The following is a 20,845-nucleotide window of genomic DNA, read 5'->3' as shown; positions in this document are numbered from 1 at the left end:
ATCATCACGGATCTTTCTTGTATGATTAATAACCAAAATTCCTTTTGATCTGCGCTTTTCTATCCGCGTTCATCCGTGTAAATCCGCGGCTTATTTTTTTACGTTTCTTGTGGCTCTTTGCGGCTATCAATCTTTGGGCCCTGTCCAGTTCCGTGTTGTTCACAGTCATCCCGATGGACAAAAAAGGGGAAAGAGGCTCTGAAATTTAATATTTCCGATTCACTTTTCTCAAAGTCCCGTCCGTTCCCACCAGAGAAAAACTGCAAATCCGGTCAGTGAAACTGCCATAACGCCATAATCTCTCAGCATGAAACGGCAGCAGGTTCTCATGGTCCGTTGCCGGCTCCCATACCCCCGGGACATCATGGCCATGGCCAGCTCATCGGAGAGAATCAGCGACTGTATCAGAAGCGGCATCAACAGGGCGATAAAGTGGGGCGCATTTTTCAGCCGGGGACGCAAATCAATCCCCCGGGATATCTGCGCATCCATAATGTGACGAATTTTCCCTTTCATCAGCGGCACATACCGAAATGAGGTGGTCAGCAGAAACACCAGTGAATAAGGAACATTCAGCTTTCTCAGTGCCGTTTCCAGCCCGTCCGGCCCCAGGACATGGAAAAACAGACCGGAGACCACGAGCAGATTAAAAAGCCGTACGGCCTGATACGTGGCCGCAGCCGCATCAAATGACAAAAGGGATATGAGGGCCACCACCCCCACCATGGGACAGGTCAGCCGAAGCATTTCCCGGACGGACTCTCTATCTTCCAGAAAGAACAGGAGCACCGAGACAACGACCGCCTCGACCACGAGTGTTTCGACACTGCGGGCACAAAAAACGGCACTCAGCCCCAGCAGGCCCAGAACCAGTATTGTCCTCGGATCAAGCGTTTTTACGACGTTTTTAAACCCCACGGTTCAATCCCCCCGATGATAATAACCCTGTAAGGCGGCTGTCTTGGCCCCACTTCTTTTCGCCCGGCGAACCGTCCGATGCAATCCTGCCATTTTCCAGCACAATCCACCGGTCTGTCGTTGCCCGGGCAAAATCAAGGTCATGTGTCACGATCAGAATCGTGTGGTTCCGCCGTTCATATTTTTTCAGCATTCTTGCCAGCGCCTCCCTGAAACGGCCATCCTGACCGGCGGTGGGCTCATCGAGGACCAGTACCTCCGGTTTCATTGCCAGTATGGACCCGATGGCGACCCGTTTTTTTTCCCCTTCGCTGATCTGGTAAGGAGAAATTTCGAGCAACCTGCGCAGATCAAACATATCGCAGATTTCGTTCATCCAGAGATCGTCCCGGCGACCGGTCATTGGCAGTCCTGCCATAAGCTCTTCTTTCACAGATGATTTGAAAAACTGGTCATTGGAATTCTGAAAGCACAGGCCCACGGAGCTGGCCATCTCCTGCGGGGAAAATTTGCCGGCATCAATCCCGTGAACAACCACCGAACCGGCACCGGAGCATAGCAGACCGTTCAGGTGCTTGATCAAGGTCGTCTTGCCGGCTCCGTTTTTGCCGATCAGGGCGACCGATTCCCCGCTGTTCAGATCAAATGAAACCTTTTCAAGAATCCGGGTTCCGTTCATCCGGCACGACAGATTTTTTACGGAAACAACCGGCCGGCAGGACTGAGGTTGGCTTATGACACGATGGCGTATCGGATATCTGGAAACAAGACCCTCCCGGATCAGATGATCACCCGCAGCCGGCGGCTCACCATCAAAACAGATACGGCCGTCACGCACAAGCACACACCGGGTGGCATCTTCCAGAAGATCCGCCATGAGATGTTCGATCACAACCACCGTTTTACCGCTCTGGTAAATCTGTTTAAGAATCTGTCGAACCCGAACCGCCGCCTCTTGATCCAGATTGGCAAACGGTTCATCCAGAACGATCACGGAAGGATCCAGACAGATGACCGACGCAATCGCCACCAGCCGTTTTTCCCCGCCGGAGAGATTCTCCGGAGACGTATTCAGAAGATGGCCGATATCAAACGCGCCGGCCACTGCATCGATTCGCCTGTCGATATGTTCAGGCACCAGTCCGAGGCTTTCCAGGCCAAAGGCGATTTCCTTTTCCACCGTCATATTGAACAACTGGGCATCCGGATTCTGGAACACCAGCCCGACAGCGGCAGCCATGTCGGATCCGGTTCCGTTCCGGGTATCCATCCCCGCGACAGTGACGGTACCGGTCAGTGTTCCGCCAAAAAAATGCGGTATCAATCCGTTCAACAGATACCCGAACGTAGATTTTCCAGACCCGTTACCGCCGCAGACAACTATATACTCCGCCCGGTCAACACGCAGGTCGATCCCGTTCAACACCCGGCCGCCGGATGCGGGATACTGATAAAAGACCCCGCTGAGATGGATCACGATTTAAATTTTCCTGTCTTTTCAAGCAGCCTCAAGGCAATGATCCCGATCACCGTCCCACCGATGGTGCTGATACTGAATGCCGTCATCAGCGTGGCCACGGCAAAGGGTTTTCCCATCAGCAACGGGCCCACAATCCAGACGCTGACCAGAGAGCCTAAAATACCGGTCCCGATGACCTCGCCAACCCCGGCCGCATAGATATTTTTAAATATGCGATAGGACAGGCCCGCCAGCAGCGCACCGATCATGCCGCCGGGAAAGGCCAGAAGCGTTCCCAGGCCGAGCATGTTCCGGATCACGGCCGCCAGAAACGCTATGCCAACAGCATACCAGGGCCCCAGCATCACGGCGCTGATGACATTGATCATGTGCTGTGCCGGAAAACATTTTGTAAACCCCACCGGAATAAACAACGGAGACAGGGCAACAGCAATGGCCACGAAGATAACGGCCCGGGCGACGTGTTTGGGTTTCATGATAGATTCTCCTCCTGTATGATGTTTAATTTAAAATGCCTGATGAACGCGTTGAAATTGAACTGCAGAGGAGACGCACAAACGCAAAAGGCCGTCTCCTGACGGAAACGGCCTTTGAATTCATCGCAATCAAATAAAAATGAAATCCGGTATCATTTCCCTACGCTGGAATTACCCAGTTCAGGTTCAAAGGGTATAATCTCAGACCCGTAAATGGCCACCCCTGCAGAACTTTAATTTCTATCGATATACAAAACCCACCGGCACCGTGTCAACCGAAAACTATCCGCGGCAAAGCCGACGGACCTCAACCGGATATCCCCGGAACTGCCGCAGGAGATCGCTCATGCCCATGGGCACATTTGGCATTTTCAGCACGATGAAAATTTTCTTTCTTCCACCGCCTTAAGGATCTCTTCGGATCGTTGCTCCGGAAGCCACCCGACCGGCCCGTTCGCTACGTCATATATCAGGCCGATGACGTTGGCCTTGTTGCGGTGTACCAGCTCTCTGACCGCCGGACTTTCCATAAACAGATCTTCAATTGACTGGCAGACATTTTCTTCGATGCCATAGAAAATGATGACATCCCCGTGGATGTCACTATTGACCCGGTATCAACAGACAGTATTTTTATCAAACAGGAGATATTTCCGATAAAACCCGTTGTAACGGATCAAAATACAAGCAAACCCGGACGGCCGTGTATTCATGTCTCATCAAAACTCATTAAGTCTTGATACGTCCGTATGATATTGATACTATGCCCCGTATCAATTAATCCGTATTCACTTGTTGATCCCGCGCACAAGGAGACGCCATGGAATGTAAGCAGAAAAAAAATCTTAAATCGTGCAGCTGCAGTTATTCCGGATGCTCACGCAAAGGAGTCTGCTGTGAATGCATCCGTTACCACTTATCAAACCGGCAACTGCCCGGCTGATGTTTTCCGGAAGATGCCGAAAAAACCCATGACCGGTCATTTGAACATTTCACACAACTGGTTTCCGGCCGCAAAGTGTAATCGGCTTTCATGTTTGGCCGGTTTCAACGCAGACAGATTCAGATGAATATTCAGCTGACCCCTTTGAGAATCGATACGGAGGCCCTTTATGCCCGCAAAACTTGATACCGTGCTATCGCCGGTTATCGGCAGACTGACCGAAGCATTACAATCCGATATTATTCTGTTGTGCGGACCAATCGAAGAACCTTACGATCAGACGATCACAGACTGCTGCCGCACTAACAGATACGACAAGACGCTTCTGCTTTTAGGCACTTATGGCGGAGACCCCCATGTCGCCTACCGGATGATACGACGGATTCAGCAGCACTGCACATCATTATCCATCTACGTCCACACCGTCTGTAAAAGCGCCGGAACGCTGATTGCTCTCGGCGCAGATGAAATCATCATGCCGGAGGATTCCGAAATAGGACCCATCGACGTTCAGCTGCTCAAAACAGATGAAGTGGGCGAGCGAAGCTCGGGCCTCACCATCACCCAGGCGCTGGCAACCCTTCAGTCCGAAGTCTATCGGATGTTTGAGGAATATTTCCTGGGGCTCAAATTCAGGAGCGGAGGCCAGATCACCACAAAAAGCGCCTCCGAAATCGCGGCCAATATTGCTGTCGGCCTGTTCAGCCCCATATACAGCCAGATCGATCCCATGCGCCTGGGAGAAATTGACCGGGCCGTCAGAATCGCCACAGAATATGGCTCACGGATCGTCCGGGCCAACCTGAAAGACGGCACCCTTCAAAAACTGGTATCCGGCTATCCGGATCATGGTTTTGTCATCGATCGCAAGGAAGCCGCAGAACTGTTTAAAAACGTCAGGCCGCCTTCCGAAAGCGAGCGCGAACTGGCAGACCTTCTTCAACCCGTGGTCGACGAAGCGATCAATGAAAACCGTTCCATTGCCATTAATCTTTCAAGCAGGTATATGGGCACCCGTGATCCGGTGGCTTTGGAAAATCGGCCAATTGTCCCGAATCACGAAACAGCCGTCGCGGCAGCTCCCGAAAATGCGGAACCCATCCAAAGCCCGTTTTCCGGTGAGGACAAAAACCCGGATGCCGACGCAAACCCGCAGGATGAAACGCCGGATATCACGGATTTTTTCGTCACTGAAACTGATGAAGAAACGCCTTTGCGGCCGGTGGGGGTGTTTAAAAAAGACTGAGGACTGAGTGCTGTGGACTGAGGACTCAAGGCCCATGGCTCACGACTGTGAACTGGAGACTGATATTTGCGGATACTTCTGGTTGAAGATGATTTAAAAATTGCTTCTTTTGTTCTGAAAGGACTCAGGGCGGCGGGGTTTGCTGCTGACCATGCGACAGACGGAGAAGACGGCCTTCACATGGCCCTGACCGAGCCCTATGACTGCGCAGTTGTCGATATCATGCTGCCAGGCATTGACGGGTTGAAGCTCATCGGGACGATGAGGCAAAAAGGCGTCAATACACCCGTCATTATCCTGAGCGCCAGAGGCTCCATTGAGGATCGGGTCAAGGGGCTTGAAACCGGAAGCGATGATTATCTGACCAAACCGTTCGCATTTTCAGAATTGCTGGCACGGGTTCAAGCGCTGATCAGACGGGCCAGCGGCGCTTCCGAGCCAACCCGTCTGACCGTAGCCGATCTGTCAATGAATCTGATCTCACGGGAAGTGATCCGCGGCGAAAAGCACCTTGATCTGCAACCCCTTGAATTTTCTCTCCTGGAATATCTCATGAGAAATGCCGGAAAAGTCGTTTCCAAAACCATGATCATGGAACATGTATGGGATTACAATTTCGATCCCCAGACCAATGTGGTCGAAGCCAGAATTTACCGGCTACGGGATAAAATTGACAAGGCATTTTCCGTAAAACTCATTCATACCGTCCGCGGAGTGGGCTATGTTCTCAAGGAAGCCGACTAAGATACACCGCACGCTGGCATTCCGATTGACCCTCTGGTATGCGGGAATCTTCACGATTTCATCCTTTATTGCCTTTCTGCTGTTTTATCTTTTCATTACGTCGGTCATGCGCCAGCAGACAGACCAGGATCTGATCAAACAGGCCGGGGTGTTTTCCTCACTTCAGGCCGTCGAAGGAATCGATGCCGTCAAGAATTTTGCCGTTCTTGAAGCACAGGCTTCCGGTGAAAAAAAAATATTCTTCAGGCTCCTGTACCCCAACGGCTCAATTTTTTCATCCTCCAACATGTCCTACTGGAAGGATATCGGAATCAGCCGGGACGCAATCAAACAGCTGCTGCTCGGAAACCGGCACGTTTTCGAAACCATTTCCATTTCCCAGCGAAGCCACCAGGTACGAATCCTCTACAGCGCAATCACCCCCCGCATCATGCTGCAGCTGGGACAATCCATGGAGACCTATGCACGGTTCATTCTCGCCTTTCAGAACATCTTCGTTATCACCATGTCAGCACTGATTGTCGTTGCGGCACTGATCGGATGGTTTATGGCCCGACGGGCAGTTTCCGGGGTTGAATCGGTCACCCGAACCGCGCAGCATATATCCGAAGGCGCGCTGGAAAAACGGGTTCCGGTTGCCGGCAGCGGAGATGAAATCGATCAGCTGGCCATTACCTTCAATCATATGTTAGACCGCATTCAGTCGCTGGTAACCGGAATTAAGGAAATGAGCGACAATATTGCTCACGACCTGAGAAGCCCCGTGACCCGGATACGGGGAATCGCCGAAGTTACCCTGACCACCGGCAATTGCCTGGAAGAATATGAAACCATGGCCGCCAGCACCATCGAAGAATGTGACCGCCTTCTGGGCATGATCAACACCATGCTGGTCATTTCCAAAACCGAGGCCGGCGTGGGTCAGCTCGATACCGAAAAAATAAATCTTAAAACCGTCATTTCTGAGGCCTGCGAGCTGTTTCAACCCACCGCTGAAGACAGACACATAGACATGACCTGTTCTTTACCGGAGAGCCATATTGTTTACGGCGACATCCGCATGATTCAACGGATGATTGCCAATCTGATTGACAATGCCATCAAATACACCCCTCCCGGCGGAAGTGTGGCCGTCACCCTGACCGCCAGCCCCCACCGGCAATCCATAATCACCATAAGCGATACCGGCATCGGCATTTCAGAAAATGATCTGCCCCATATTTTTGAACGATTTTACAGATGCGATCAAAGCCGGTCCGAAAACGGAATCGGACTGGGGTTATGCCTGGCCAGAACCATCGCCCGTGCCCATGGCGGAGATATAACGGTGACCAGCACGGCCGGAAAAGGCAGCCGGTTTACGATCGTGCTGTCGGCATTTTAGCGTCCATGTCCATCCAGCGGTATTCCGCATCCTGAAAAAACATGTCAAATTCAACTTTTTTTCATGCTCCCATCCAATATGACCAAATTGTCATCTTCCGATCATCTTCTGGCCATATGACTGTGGTAGTTAGTTGGGCAACAGAACTGATTTTGGAGTCAGTCAGACATACAGGAGGAAATTTCATGAAGCGTATAAGAAATATTTTAACAGGGATGGTCGTGGGCCTGATGACCGTGGCGCTGACAGGTATTTTCCCCACCAGCGGCATCACGGCGACAGGTCCGGGCGTCCTGATGGTGCCGGCAAATATCAGCGAAATAGCCCGAAACGCCAAACCGGCGGTCGTCAATATCCGGACCGTAAAAACCATCAAAGGCGGAGGCCGTGTGTTTCAACATTTTTTCGGCAGCCCGTTCAATGAGAAAAACCCGTTTGAAGACTTTTTCGGGCAGCTCCCGGATGCCGACGGCTCAAGGGACTTCAAACAGCGCAGTCTGGGATCAGGATTTATTATTGATAGTGACGGCTATATCGTCACCAACAATCATGTCATTGAAAATGCCGACGAAATAACGGTCAAGCTGTTTGATAAAAAAGAATACACCGCCACTATAGTCGGTCGTGATTCTAAAACCGATCTGGCATTGATCAAGATTGACGCACCCAATCTGACTCCCCTTGAACTGGGAGATTCCGACACGCTGGACGTCGGCACCTGGGTGGTAGCCATCGGAAGCCCGTTCGGACTCGAGCAGACCGTAACGGCCGGAATCGTCAGTGCCAAGGGCCGAACCCTCGGTTCAGGCCCCTATGACGACTTCATCCAGACCGACGCGTCCATTAATCCCGGCAACAGCGGTGGCCCCCTGATTAGCATGCAGGGGCAGGTCATCGGAATCAATACGGCCATTTTAGCCCAGGGTCAGGGAATCGGATTCGCCATTCCTTCGAGCATGGCCAACGGTATTATCCGGCAGCTCAAAAACGGCGGAGAAGTCATCCGGGGATGGCTGGGGGTGGGAATTCAGGACCTTTCACCTGAGCTGGCAACCTATTACGGCCTTAAAGATCAGAAAGGGGCACTGGTCATCGACGTTTACGAAGGAGAGCCTGCCGCTGAGGCTGGCATCAGGCCAAAAGACATTATTACCGAAGTTGACGGCCAGCCGTTTTCCTCAGGCCGCGAACTGTCAAAATTCATTGCCGCCGTGCCCGTGGGAAAACGCTCATCCATCACCCTGATCAGAGATGGTCTCAAAAAAACGGTCCTTGTGACACTCGGAAAACGACCTGATGATACGGCTTTCGCAAAAAATTCAGCTCCCAACGAAAGTGAAACCGGTATTTCGGTCACACGGCTTACCCCCGATATCATCCGACGGTTCGGTTTTCCAAACGACGAAAGCGGCGTCATCATTACCCGTGTTAACCCGGGCAGTAAAGGTGAAACGGCAGGATTTCAGGCAGGCGATCTGATAAAGGAAATCAACCGAATCCAGATTTCATCGGTCCAGGATTATCAAAAACAGCTTGCGGATAGCGACTCCGGCCGTGAAATTAATTTTTTAATCAAACGGATCCGGGTCGGTCTGACAATCATTACAATGACAAAATAGCCATCCTTCTCAGTTAGTTATTCATATTCCCCCCAATAGCCCGCGAGGCCGCTCTGTAAAAGGATCCCCTCGCGGGTTATCCCTTTTGGAGTTGTGGGAACGGGCCGGACGGACCCCGTGATATTGTGGCCGCAGTTACGATCAAACCCCGAAAGCGTGAATCTAAAGGCCGACCGAACTGGCTCACCGCCTTGCGGGGATGATGCAATGGCCGATGATAGAACCCACCCTTATAATTCGCTTTACGGATGAAATTGACAATTACATTTTATTGCGGGGTATCGCTTGGAATTGTTAAAATGCTGACGAATTATTGGAACACAAAAGGCGGTCTCAGATCGAAGGATCCAGACCCTTAAAATAAAACCGTGTCCGCTTCCCTGAGCATATACCGCAGCTCGGATTCCCACATCAAACCGCCTGCATTGATGGCCAGCTCTTCAGCGATATGCCGGGGCTGGATGTTCAGGTCCGCATTCCGCCCCAGGCCCTGCAGACAGGAGGGACAGTTGGTCAGCATGACCGTTGTTTCCCCGGACGGTTTTCTGGCACCCGAGATGGCATCGGCTTTTCTTATCCTCATGGCACTGGCAATATCCGGACGGCTCAGCGCCAGCGTGCCGGATTCAGAACAGCAGTGATCCACCAGTGAAACATCGTACCGGCCATATGTTTCAAGAAGCCCAGGCGCCGCTGAATCCAGAGAATCATGGCACGGGGTATGATACAGGCACGAACGGCCGTTTTGTAGTTGAAGTCCCTTTTCAAGAGCAAACCGGCTCACATCCTCCACCCCGCAGCCGAATATCGTTTCAACGCCCATCTGCTGGAGGGCCTCCCGGCAGGTCCCGCAGCTGACCACGCAGGCATCAAACTCCAGATACGCAAACATATTCCGAATCTGATTGAAAATGATGGTATCTCTCAGCACCTGACGCTCATAAAGACTGGCGGCCGCATTGACGCGTGCCGGAAAACCGCAGCAGATAAACGGAGGGGGTAAAACCACCCGGGTGCCGGTCTTGAGCAGGATGTAAAGAGCCGCTTTGGAAATTTCCGAATACAGCCGTTCCGATCCGCATCCCGGAAAATAAAATACCGTATGAAGAAACGCATTCGGCGGATTGATCAGAACCGCCTGATTCGGGGGACACGGAGGCAGAATATACCAGAGCGTCCCCGAAGACGGACGCGGAATGGGAGAGCTGAGCAGATGCGCCACCTTGCCTTTTTTCCTCGACGAAGCGACCGGCAGAGCCGAAAAAACACGCGAGCCCATTCGCTGCAGCGAGACACCCCAGCCAAGCACGGTTTTCCGGAACATACTGTTCAACAGTTCGGAACGGCTGTCCAGATACCTGAGCGATAGCCATGTGGGAAATGCGGTATGTTTGAAGTTGAGGCGTTTGAGAATATCCCGTTCCAGTACCGACACCTCTCCGGTATCAATATTGACCGGACAGGGAGCCAGGCACTTGTGACAGATCGTGCAATGATCCGCGATATCCTCCAGATACTCCAAAAAATCGAATTTTGTAGACTGAAACCGCTGGGAATTATACAGTATGGCTTCGATCAGGGCGCGTATCGCCAAATTTTTATTACGGGGATGGGCAAACAGATTCTGTTCAGGATAAAACACGCAGCAGCTACTTTTACAGCGGCCGCATCGCATGCACTTGGAAATTTTTTCAGCCAGCTCCTCCAGACGGAAGTATTGCAGAATCCGGGCTTCAAGTCCCAGAAGTTCATGCGATGGGGTAAAGACCTCGTCCGGCACGTCATGATCCGAGAGTTTTCCCGGATTCATCAGGCCTTTTGGATCAATGATGGCACGATAAGCCGTCAGCTCATCAATCCGGGACTGCTCAAGATATTTAAGCTTGGTAAACCCGATGCCGTGCTCGCCGCTGACCACCCCTCCCAGCTCGACGGCCTTTGCCATTACGGCATCGGCGGTTTCCGCCGCCTGGTTCATCATATCCCGGTTATTGGAAAATACGGGGATATTCACATGAACATTACCATCCCCGGCATGCATGTGAGTGGCAATCACAATCAGACAGGACCGGATATCCCGGTAAAATTCCTGAATCTCCCGGCTGACCCGGTTATACCCCCTGAAAAGCTCCAGCAGATCCTTTAATACGGCTTTGACATGCGTCTCGTCACGAAGCGGCTGCTTTCCGGCCAGAGTTATCCGGTCAATGGCGTCAAGCAGCAGCTGCCTGGCTCTGGGCAGTTTATCCGCCAGCCATTGCGGATCTTCTTCAGGCTGGGCCTTTTCAAGGAAGGCCCCCAGCTGCCAGACAACGGATTTCTGATTATAACGGTTCTCCTCGCAGTTGCGGTCATCCACAAAACCGGCAAACTCCCCGAGCTTGTCCAGCGGCAGCACGATATCCTCATTGAGCTTGAAAGCATGGGTCCTGGCGGCTATGGCCCCCAGTTTTTTTCGATCCTGCCAGAATCGAACCGCTTCAGCGTTATCTTTTGCCACAAACATATACGTATTGGGATAGGGTTTGAGAAGCGATTCAAGACTGAGTCTGCCGGCGTCAAGCTGCGGCCGGGTATGGGCCACCATATCGATGAGCAGCACTGCCTTGGGCCGCTCGCGTTTGGGCGCTTTGGTCTTGTAGTCGATCGCCCGGACATATTCTTCGTCAAAATGCTCGAGCGCCATCAGGGCTTCTTCGCCCTGGTTGACAAATGCCGCGGAAATATCCCGGATCACCCGGCTGGCCTCCTCCATGTCGCTTCCGAAAAATTCCAGGCAAAACGTTGTCTTGAGGGGATAGGCCTGATGCAGAATAAATTCCGCCGATGTGATCACTCCGTCGGTCCCTTCTTTCTGAACACCGGGAAGCCCCTTGAGGGCTTTATTGGTGATATCCTTTCCCAGCCCCTTCTTGCGGATTTCCGTACCGGAAAGTTCAATGGTACGAACCCGATTCCCCGGCTCATCCAGAACGTCAAACACGACCCGGTCATCCGGCAGGATTTTCCGGAGCGGATGATGCCTGCGCCGCACCTGCCAGCGTATGCCGCCGGGAATGGAGATGAGAAATGACAGCAGGTTGTCGATAGCCGTACCCCACAGCACGGCTGTCTTGCCTCCGGCATTCTCCGCGATATTCCCGCCGATGGTGCATGCCCAGCAGCTGGTCGGGTCCGTTGCAAATACCAGGTTCTGCCGGGCCGCATAATTCATGGCAGATTCGGTAATCACACCAGCCTCCAGATGAATGACCGGCGATGGGATCACCCGCCCGTCGGGCATCTCAAATTCATGGGGCGTGATCCCATGGATGTGATTGAGTTTTTCGGTATTGATGATCACACAATCGGGTTTAACCGGCACACTGCCGCCGGTAAGCCCCGTGCCCGCACCACGGGCGATGGCATGAAGGCCAAGTTTTTCAATGGCAGTCAGAAGCAGGGCCACCTGTAATTCCCCGGTCGGAAAAACCACTGCCACCGGAAGATAAAGCCGCCAGTCCGTAGCATCGGTTGCATGGCTGATCAATGTAAAGGGATCATCAAACACATTTTCCATGCCCACCACGGCTGCCAGCGACTGCCGGATCAGATGACGCCGTTTTTTGATACCGGCCAGACGGACCTCCAGATTTGCGGTATATTGCCGGCATCGAGATATGATCTCGATAACGTCAGCATTTCCATCCGCCTTGCATTCAACAACGTGCAGGTCATCTTTGATTTCCCGGAAGAACCGCCGGTGTTTCCCCGGACTGTCGACAAGTTCCTGGAATACATACGGATTTCTCCGAAGAATGAACATGTCTCCGATAATGCGCATCAACAGCCTGGCCGATCGGCCGGTTCTGCGCTGAAACCGGAGCCGTTCGAGCATGTGCCATATGTCCTGCCCGAGCAGATGCCGGATGATCTGCCTATCATCTGCAGACGTATAATTAAACGGAATTTCTCTGAGATTTTTTGTATTCATATGCTCAGTTCAGATACTCAATTCAGATATCGTTAAAGGGCCATCGCATCATTCCCGGTAACCCGCCCATCCAAGCACCAAGTTTATTAAAAACATAGAATGTTATGTGAAACCGATTTCTAAATCAAGGAATAAATAAATGCCGGCAATTTCATTTGCGGGTTTGATCATAACTGCGGCCACAATGTCACGGGGTCCGTCCCGCCCGTTGCCGGCTTCTCCAGCACGATCTGGAGGATTGCCGGGCCCATGAATCTAAAGCGCAAAAGCTCGGCAAGCCTCAAACCGTTTGCGCTTGTTAACGCTTCATGGCCCCCCGACATCTTTTCACCGGATCGCGCCATGTCGTACGCGCCGGCAACGGGCGGGACTCCGAGGCTACGCACAGCAAAATATGGCCGCAGTTATGATCAAACCCTCATTTGCTTTGAATCATGCCCCCCATTTTTTTCGATTGCGAATTCGGTTATACTTCCTGTAGAATAATTTCAGATTATCACTTTAAATATCCGTTTTCCATTGAAAGATGCCTACCCAGTTGATTGAACATCCGGAACAAGAAAATATCTGGTGATACGCCATCGAAATCGCCAGTTTCGATCGTCTATCCACAACATACATATAACAGTTTCATCAGCCTGTTTATCGGATTTGACGAAACGCTCCTCGGGGCCTGATTGCCCTGACCAATGAGCTCATGCAACCTCAAGCCAGCGGGCCTTAACGCTTTCCGGTTGTGCATAGCCATTGCACCAAACCTGTTATTAACCTGCACCAGACATTCCAGAATTCCTAAGAATCTTCTGAACGGCCAGTACCAGAGAGCATGAAGGTAACTGAAAAAGGGGTTTCACACTTCCGGAAAAGTCCCGTACGTTTTTATAAATAGCAGCCACTAAAAACATAAAAAGAGATTGGAGCCATGGCCTTAGTGTCTTATCCCTCAAACTCTGTCAAAAAAAACAAAAATTTTTCCGTTATAGTTACCGCCCGCTTCGCTCGAGACGCGAAGAACACAGAGCTTCGAAACGGTGGTTTTGGTCTCTGCGAGCTCTGTGCCTCGAGAGAGCGAAGCGAACGGGCGGTAGAAAATTAAAGAATTTTTTGTAACGGCAATTCCATGGAAATTGGGTTGCGGGCACGGACCGCATTAGCAGATCAAACTTTTGGATTTTTTATTCCAACCGTTTCATTGATGGGGACGGGCGGCTCAAATGAGACCGGTGAGCATAACAAAGCCCTGGGGGCGACCAAGATTCTCATCGTTACCGATGCGGGACTCGCCAAACTCGGGGTTGCCGATAAAATCAAGGCACTGCTTGAGGCAGCCGACCCCCAGACATTCATCTATGACGGCGCAGAACCAAACCCGACAGATAAAAACGTTCACGACGGGGTCAAGGCATACCAGAAAAACGACTGCGACGGCATCGTCTCACTGGGCGGTGGCGCTCCCACGACTGCGGCAAAGGCATCGGCCTGATCATCGCAAACGGCGGCAACATCCACGGTTTTGAAGGCGTGAACAAGTCAACAAAGCCCATGCCTCCGTTTCTGGCCATCAACACCACCGCCGGAACCGCTTCCGAGATGACCCGTTTCTGCATCATTACCAACACCGACCCATGTAAAGATGGCCATCGTCGACTGGCGGTGCACGCCCAACATTGCCATCAATGACCCCATGCTGATGGTGGGCATGCCCCCGTCACTGACCGCCGCTACCGGAATGGATGCGCTGCCCCATGCAGTGGAGGCCTATGCCGAGTATCTTGCCGGCATGGCCTTTAACAATGCCAGCCTGGGTTATGTTCATGCGATGGTACACCAGCTGGGCGGATTCTACAATCTGCCGCACGGAATTTGCAACGCAATTCTGCTGCCGGCGGTCTGCGAATTCAATATCGGGGTTGGTCATAAGTGCGGCCATATAGTCCCAGCGTAGTTCTGCTTAATATCAAAATGGATGAGAAAAATAGGTAGACAAGAATAGCCCGATCTGAGAATAGAGATTTTGCCAAAAAACTATTCAATGAGAGGAACTACACTCAACCAGACCGGGCTATGAACTCTAAATACGACGATTTTTTTCAAAAAGCAAACTCCAAAAGCAACTGGTTCAGAGATGATGTCTCCACCACGGTTATCGATTTTATAAGCTACAGGGATAAATTCAGTCAGCGTGAATTTGCCAAAAAAAATAATGTTCCCCGCACCACGTTGCAACGTTGGCTTAACAGGATCAATACAATTGATGCAGACCCTGACCTTATCGCTTTTTTCGAAAGTCCTGCAGGCATTAATTTTTTACACCTGCTTATTCAAGCACTGCATTTTGAATTTACAAAGGTTGGCTGTGCCAGGATCCACAACATCTGTAACTTTCTGGAAACATGCAGATTATCACGTTTCGTCGGTGCATCATATGGCACGCATCAAAGGATATCAAATCAAATGGATCTAATGCTGACCGACTTTGGTGATATCGGGTTTGATCATAACTGCGGCCACAATGTCACGGGGTCCGTCCCGCCCCTTGCCGGCTTCTCCAGCACGATCCGGGGGATGCCGGCAACGGGCGGGACTCCGAGGCTACGCACAGCAAAATATGGCCGCAGTTATGATCAAACCCTCATATTAAGCCGAATAAATCCAACTTTCACATAAGACTTTCATCGGAATTCAACCGCTCTATTGCGTCATCATCAGTATCTGAGTTTCAGTCAAAAAACAGGATTTGTTTTTTTGAAGCTCCCGGATCAAATCAATGGCAACTCACCGGTTCCAATGCGGGCTTCGTTGTGATAACGACGGTTGGAATCGCCCGGTTATTCACCGGGAGTATTGCCCCCCCGCTTCCGGAAGGCTTTTCCCGAATGCTCAACTCCCGCGATGCGCAGAAAATTTCCGAAGCGATCCGCCACATCCTGAATCAGGAGCACCTTACCCCCGGCAACACAATAATGATCGGCGATTGAAAAGATGATGTCATCGGAGCGAGCAGAAACGGAATGAAACGGATCGAAGTTCTGATGGAGCACACGGCCTTGCTTGTCTTTTCAAAAGACATTTTTTCTGTTAATGGCCATCGTCAGAAAACATCAGAAAACAAAGGAAAGGTAGCGCGTGGAAAATTATGCTATTGTAAGACCGGAGCATTTAAACCATCACGGATATCTGTTTGGCGGAGCACTGCTAAAGTGGATCGACGAGTATGCATGGATTTCCGCATCCCTTGAATTCCCGGGCTGCACACTGGTCACCATCGCCATGAACGATATTGTATTCAAGCACCGGGTCCTGAATGGAACGATTCTTCATTTTCATATTGAGCGCATCCATCAGGGAAACACATCCGTAAAATATCAAATCGAGGCCTTAGCCGATGCGCCAGGGGCAACGGAAGAAAAAGCGGTCTTTACCACATGTATTACGTTTGTCAGGCTCGATGACGCCGGAGAAAAATGCAATTTACCATAACCGGGTTCAACATCGAGCCCTTATCCGGGGTGATAAAAATCAGCCAAATTGACCCGATTTCTGTTTTGAAAATCATCATCAGTCTCAAGGCTGGAAGCTCACAGGGCAAAAAGGTTGATTTTTTTTGAACTTTCAGCAGTCAGCTTCGAGTTTACACGGAACAAAAATGGAATAGTACCCAAACGCCCCGGATTAAGGATGATCTTCACCCCCCAGGCCTTATCTACCGGGTACAATGATTCGCGACTCTTTTTGTTTCTGCATCAACTGCTGCTGATCGTAGACTTTTCTGGCATTTTCAACCATTTCGTCAAGTGCCTGTTTCATTTCTACAGGAAATTTTTCGATAGCTTCTTCAAGTGAAGCGGCGGTAAGCGCGGATTGCACGGGTACCGGCCCCTGGGGCGTCATCAGCTGGGTTTGCCCGACAAATATCGCTTTCCGGCTGTCGTCTTCCGTGCCATCGGGTTTGATGGGAACAAGTCGTTTAATCGAAGCCACCTTCAAATCGGTCACCGCTTCCTCACGGTAAAGGTTGCTGATGTCTACTGTAAAATCAATCTTTTTCTGATCATTCATTTCATGCCTCCCTTGCGGATACGTCCGGATTATTAAATCCGGTTTATTTATGAAAAATACCGCGATTCAATCCTACTTTACCCCGGTTGTCAAACGATAATATGGTTTACCGGATTTAGAATTTTTTACTATTCCCGGGATTGATGATTGAATAAACAACTGTGAAGTGATCTTGTTTTTCAAGCATACCGTATGCCAGATCCACGCCTTTCCACCTTGTATCCCGGACGGCCCCGGCAGCCTCAGAAAATAAGCCCTTCAAGCTTTGCCTGAAGCGAATCAGCCGTGAACGGTTTAATCAGAAAATCGTTGCCCCCGGCATTCTCTGCCAGCTGGACCTGAGAGCTATCGGATTCGGTAGTTGCCATAATGATCTGGATGTCAGCCAGCCAGGGATTTAAACGGACTTCCCGGATAAATTCGATTCCGTTCATAACCGGCAGGTTCATATCCGTTATGATCATATCAAACGTCTGCCCGTCTTCTAAGAGGTCCAGGGCTTCTCTTCCGTTGACCGCGGTGACGATATCAATACCCAGCATCGATGCGACACTTCGATAGAACAGCAGGATAGGGGCTGAACCATCCACCGCCAGCACCTTTTTACCGACCTTTTTTAACGTCAGCCTGTCCAGCCTCGCTGCATCCGCCTGAGCCTGAGCACCGGTCATCTGGTTCAATTTTTCCATAAACGCAGAGATAATCTCCGGATCATTTGATACTGAAATGCGCTCGACCAGCAATCCGGCGACGCTCGGGACCTTGTACAGGGCTTCGAATATTGACACCGCCTTTGCCGAAATGATCGCCCTTATTAATCTTGAACTCTGGCTGGCACGACGGGCATCTTCCGCACAGACTAACGTCTCAATTTTTTTAACAACTCCGGGATTGATCTGCTTGTCGAGAGAAGAAACCACCGCCATTAAAACCGTCTCATTTTCTTCAAAAAGTCCGTCAACCAGGCAGGCAAGGCCTTTCATAAAGAAAAATTTGCCAAAGGCTTCATATATCGCAAACCGGGTATTGGGATGATCCGCCGCCCCCTTGTCCATGGCCTCAACCAGGATATCGCCGCCTTCTCTGCTGCCCATCTCCCCTAAAATATTGGCAGCCATTATTTTGTTATCCACATCATACTGATCAAAATAACCGGACAGATATGGCAATATATCCGGTCCGATTTGAAGGAGTTGTTCATGAATGACTTGTCTCGCCCTGGGATTCCGGTGATGGATTTTTGTGCAGAGAAACGATACAGCACGGTCATCTCTTATGGCACCGAGAGCTTCAATGGCTTTGATAGTAGCAAATTCACATTCCAGAAACCGGTCATTCTGTTCGGCTGTTTCGACAAGCTCACACAGACCGGGTACCGAAGAGCTATCCCCATAGCTGCCGATCATTTCAATACACAGCGTGGAAATGGTTGCCGTTGAGTGAGTCATGTGCTGTTGAAAAACGCCCAGAGACTCCGGCAGTTTTATCAGAGAAAGCGCGGAAAAAATATCAAACAGCAGATCCGGTTCGCGGGTTGTCTCCAGCAGTCCGGTCAAAACAGGGCCGGCGGATTTAAATTGTTTCTGTCCGCTCAGTTGAATACACAAACGTTTGAGCCGGTCATGTTCCAATCCGAGTTCATTGACCGTTGCCACCTCATTTTCCGACAACACTGCCTTTAAAGCATTTTCCAACATATAAGACAACGAACCGTCGGCTGGTATGGATTTACATAATTCGAGAAGATCCGGCAGGACTTCCTGATTTTTCTGACTTTCGATCTCCTGAAGAATGGTGATCTGTTCGATAAATTCCTTGCTGGTGAATCCCGTTAACAGTTCCATTTTCAATCCCTTCCCTGATGTCAACTTCGCAAGTCCGCGTATCATCAGCCTGCAAACCATATCGCCTGATGCAAAACGACAGCCGAGCACACATTTCAAAGCAGAAATCTTTTTTATAAGCAATTTTTATAGCATGAACAATACCTAATTTAAAGTATTAATCCGTAATAAATTCCTTGAAACTTAAGGCTCTTGCAAGTAAAAAATAATGCCTTATAAAAAGCCAATTTAAATCCGAATGTATTACCGGTATTAGCCCTAAAAAAACGGGGCATGGCAGCCATCTCAATTTCAGCCGTTCTGAACATTACCCGAATCTGACCCGATTACCGTCAGAACGGTCTTCACACGACCGACTTGCCCGTTCATAAGCCTGACCTTGATTCCATGGGGGTGAACTGAAGATTTTGTCAGTATATCTTTCACGATCCCTTCTGTCAGATTTCCGGACCGCTGGTCCGGTTTCATCACGATCAGTACCCGGTTTCCCGGTTTAATATTCTCACGCCTGTTCCCGTCCATAACGAATCTCCTATTAAAAAAACGCCGTGCATCCTTCCGCTTGAGCATCGAGACTCTTAACTTCAGGCCCGAAAAGCGAATCTTGTGTCCATCCCGAAATATCTAATTTTTCTCAATAGCTGCACTTAGGGCTCACTCAAAAATAACTTTACATTTTAAGCGCAGACGCGTCCTGGCTGGCTGCGTTACGAACGCTCGGAATATGCTCGATATTCCTGCGCTTTCGTGCCTTGCCAGACAGACGACGCCTCAACACTTCAAATTGCCAACTTATTGCAGAACGAACCTTTATCCTGTGAAATGCAAAGCTCATTTCTCCAGGGTCAGGTTCCGATTTTAATTCTCAAAATAGGCTATGTATTGCTGCAGTTAATTTTTTCATACCTCTTGAACTTGAAAAGTCCATCCTGTTTCAGGATGGACTCAGGGCATATGACACATATATATAATATAAATATCGATGCCGATCAGACTCCCCCCACAGAACAGCCGAAAAGCGAACGAAGGCCCATTTTATGGTCTTCGGAGCCAGGAGTCAGTCTGAAACTGGAAATAAGGCACCTATCAAATGAATGATGGTGACCGTGCAGCTGTCCTATTGACGGTATTACCTGAATATTTTAATGAAAAATCCGGCAGTTGACTTGCGGCATTCTGTTTTGCATATAGTCATCTTTGCGGCTCGGGTGTCACCTCTTTTTTTTCAACCCGATATGTTACGGCCTGTTTGCACTCAATAATTGCGCCACAGTCTTCGTACCGGTACCCGGATTTCCAGATTTTTGCCGGCGTAACCGCGTCAAAATCATACCACTTCCGGGCATTGTTCTTGTAACATTCGGGACAATAACCATCACCGATTGCATCAGAGCTGATTGCCAGATGACAATGGCGACACCGCAGCCGGTCTTTTCCCCCGGGCAGCAGTTCGATATTACGGTGGTGGCAGACAGTCATGCAGCATTCCGATCCGTTTCATCCGGACAAATACGGTATTCGGATCAATTGGTTTCGCCAGATCCATAATTCAAGTCATAAATAGATGTCATAAGCCCTCTTAATCTCAAGTTCAGAGCTCGTCTGCATGACTTTTCCACTCAGCAGCCCCATAGATTTTCTCCACGGTAAGATGCGAACAAAACCAAACAATTATCCGCACTGAACGACTGCCTTCCAAGAAGGCATACCGACAGAATCAGATAAACAGTGAACTTTTTTTCCGAATCACACCAAGTGAATGATATCGCGGGCCACATCAGGCTTCCAAATCTCGATATGCCACCTGCCCGATGCGCGCGATGGCTCCCAAAACAAACAACTGGACAGTAATGAATTTCAAGGGGTTGAAGCAGAATTTTGAACCGGCAGGCTGGGGGCAGACCGGGTATTTAATACCGGCGTAATAACGACCCGGACAAAATAAGCGCTGTTTTCTACAACTCATTCAGAAAAGGATTTCAAAGTCGAACAGAGATGCTGGTCCATCATATGATAACCGGATACTCAGGGCATAAAAAAACCCGGTGGTCAGTTAAGCCCACCGGGTTTGATATAAAGATTTTTCGGCGGCGACCTACTCTCCCACTCAGCTGCCCGAGCAGTACCATCGGCGCTGAAGAGCTTAACTTCCGTGTTCG

General features: G+C 50.3%; 16 protein-coding genes, 1 pseudogene and 1 riboswitch. Of the genes and pseudogenes, 8 read left to right on the top strand and 9 right to left on the bottom strand.

The features are described 5' to 3' along the window. Positions 1–228: 228 nt before the first annotated feature. The 4 genes from PHQ97_14035 to PHQ97_14020 form a co-directional block, all read right to left on the bottom strand. A complete protein-coding gene (locus tag PHQ97_14035) occupies positions 229–918 on the bottom strand; it encodes an energy-coupling factor transporter transmembrane component T (protein ID MDD4393855.1) in 690 nt (229 codons plus the stop codon). Further along, a complete protein-coding gene (locus PHQ97_14030; protein MDD4393854.1) occupies positions 908–2,395 on the bottom strand; it encodes an ABC transporter ATP-binding protein in 1,488 nt (495 codons plus the stop codon). The genes PHQ97_14035 and PHQ97_14030 overlap by 11 nt, the downstream gene beginning before the upstream one ends. Continuing rightward, positions 2,392–2,874, bottom strand: coding sequence for an energy coupling factor transporter S component ThiW (gene thiW / locus PHQ97_14025; protein ID MDD4393853.1), 483 nt, complete (start codon positions 2,872–2,874; stop codon positions 2,392–2,394). The genes PHQ97_14030 and thiW overlap by 4 nt, the downstream gene beginning before the upstream one ends. A gap of 140 nt (positions 2,875–3,014) precedes the next feature. Beyond that, positions 3,015–3,109: riboswitch (TPP riboswitch) on the bottom strand. Between the two features lie 136 nt (positions 3,110–3,245). Continuing rightward, the gene (locus PHQ97_14020) at positions 3,246–3,404 is read right to left on the bottom strand and encodes a hypothetical protein (GenBank protein ID MDD4393852.1); all 159 of its coding nucleotides are present in this window, start codon (positions 3,402–3,404) and stop codon (positions 3,246–3,248) included. A 582-nt stretch (positions 3,405–3,986) separates the two neighbouring features. Here PHQ97_14020 and PHQ97_14015 point away from each other — a divergent pair. The 4 genes from PHQ97_14015 to PHQ97_14000 all read left to right on the top strand — a co-directional run bounded on the left by PHQ97_14015 (position 3,987) and on the right by PHQ97_14000 (position 8,810). After that, positions 3,987–5,063, top strand: a complete 1,077-nt coding sequence (locus PHQ97_14015; GenBank protein MDD4393851.1) for a hypothetical protein — start codon at positions 3,987–3,989, stop codon at positions 5,061–5,063. Positions 5,064–5,129: 66 nt separating this feature from the next. Next, on the top strand, positions 5,130–5,807 hold the full coding sequence (locus PHQ97_14010) for a response regulator transcription factor (GenBank protein ID MDD4393850.1): 678 nt from the start codon (positions 5,130–5,132) through the stop codon (positions 5,805–5,807). Then, positions 5,785–7,191, top strand: a complete 1,407-nt coding sequence (locus PHQ97_14005) for an ATP-binding protein (protein MDD4393849.1) — start codon at positions 5,785–5,787, stop codon at positions 7,189–7,191. Before PHQ97_14010 ends, PHQ97_14005 begins: the two co-directional genes overlap by 23 nt. A gap of 185 nt (positions 7,192–7,376) precedes the next feature. Then, positions 7,377–8,810 (top strand): DegQ family serine endoprotease, encoded by a 1,434-nt coding sequence (locus PHQ97_14000; protein ID MDD4393848.1) that lies wholly within the window; start codon positions 7,377–7,379, stop codon positions 8,808–8,810. A gap of 355 nt (positions 8,811–9,165) precedes the next feature. Here PHQ97_14000 and PHQ97_13995 read toward each other — a convergent pair whose 3' ends face one another. After that, entirely contained in the window at positions 9,166–12,783 is a 3,618-nt protein-coding gene (locus PHQ97_13995) for a DUF3683 domain-containing protein (protein ID MDD4393847.1), read from the bottom strand. A 1,120-nt stretch (positions 12,784–13,903) separates the two neighbouring features. On the opposite strand from PHQ97_13995, the pseudogene PHQ97_13990 reads away from it, so the two are divergent. The 4 genes and pseudogenes from PHQ97_13990 (at position 13,904) to PHQ97_13975 (ending at position 16,263) form a co-directional block, all read left to right on the top strand. Beyond that, positions 13,904–14,686 (top strand): annotated as a pseudogene (locus PHQ97_13990) (iron-containing alcohol dehydrogenase). A 161-nt stretch (positions 14,687–14,847) separates the two neighbouring features. Beyond that, on the top strand, positions 14,848–15,450 hold the full coding sequence (locus PHQ97_13985) for a hypothetical protein (protein ID MDD4393846.1): 603 nt from the start codon (positions 14,848–14,850) through the stop codon (positions 15,448–15,450). 134 nt (positions 15,451–15,584) lie between these two features. Further along, the gene (locus PHQ97_13980) at positions 15,585–15,761 is read left to right on the top strand and encodes a hypothetical protein (protein MDD4393845.1); all 177 of its coding nucleotides are present in this window, start codon (positions 15,585–15,587) and stop codon (positions 15,759–15,761) included. A 148-nt stretch (positions 15,762–15,909) separates the two neighbouring features. After that, positions 15,910–16,263, top strand: coding sequence for an acyl-CoA thioesterase (locus PHQ97_13975; protein ID MDD4393844.1), 354 nt, complete (start codon positions 15,910–15,912; stop codon positions 16,261–16,263). A gap of 219 nt (positions 16,264–16,482) precedes the next feature. On the opposite strand, the gene PHQ97_13970 is transcribed toward PHQ97_13975, so the two are convergent. The 4 genes from PHQ97_13970 to PHQ97_13955 all read right to left on the bottom strand — a co-directional run bounded on the left by PHQ97_13970 (position 16,483) and on the right by PHQ97_13955 (position 20,165). Beyond that, positions 16,483–16,842 (bottom strand): cytoplasmic protein, encoded by a 360-nt coding sequence (locus PHQ97_13970; GenBank protein MDD4393843.1) that lies wholly within the window; start codon positions 16,840–16,842, stop codon positions 16,483–16,485. 242 nt (positions 16,843–17,084) lie between these two features. Beyond that, positions 17,085–18,686: a response regulator gene (locus PHQ97_13965; GenBank protein ID MDD4393842.1), complete on the bottom strand. Its 1,602-nt coding sequence runs from the start codon at positions 18,684–18,686 to the stop codon at positions 17,085–17,087. 291 nt (positions 18,687–18,977) lie between these two features. Continuing rightward, positions 18,978–19,208 (bottom strand): YwbE family protein, encoded by a 231-nt coding sequence (locus PHQ97_13960; protein ID MDD4393841.1) that lies wholly within the window; start codon positions 19,206–19,208, stop codon positions 18,978–18,980. 669 nt (positions 19,209–19,877) lie between these two features. After that, positions 19,878–20,165 carry a hypothetical protein gene (locus PHQ97_13955; GenBank protein ID MDD4393840.1) on the bottom strand — a complete coding sequence of 96 codons (288 nt, stop codon included), beginning with the start codon at positions 20,163–20,165 and terminating at the stop codon, positions 19,878–19,880. Between the last annotated feature and the right edge of the window lie 680 nt (positions 20,166–20,845).

This window comes from Desulfobacterales bacterium (assembly GCA_028704555.1).
In the GTDB taxonomy this organism is placed as follows: domain Bacteria; phylum Desulfobacterota; class Desulfobacteria; order Desulfobacterales; family JAQWFD01; genus JAQWFD01.
The sequence above is the reverse complement of the archived record's forward strand: the minus strand, read 5'-3'. Positions and strand labels throughout refer to the sequence as shown.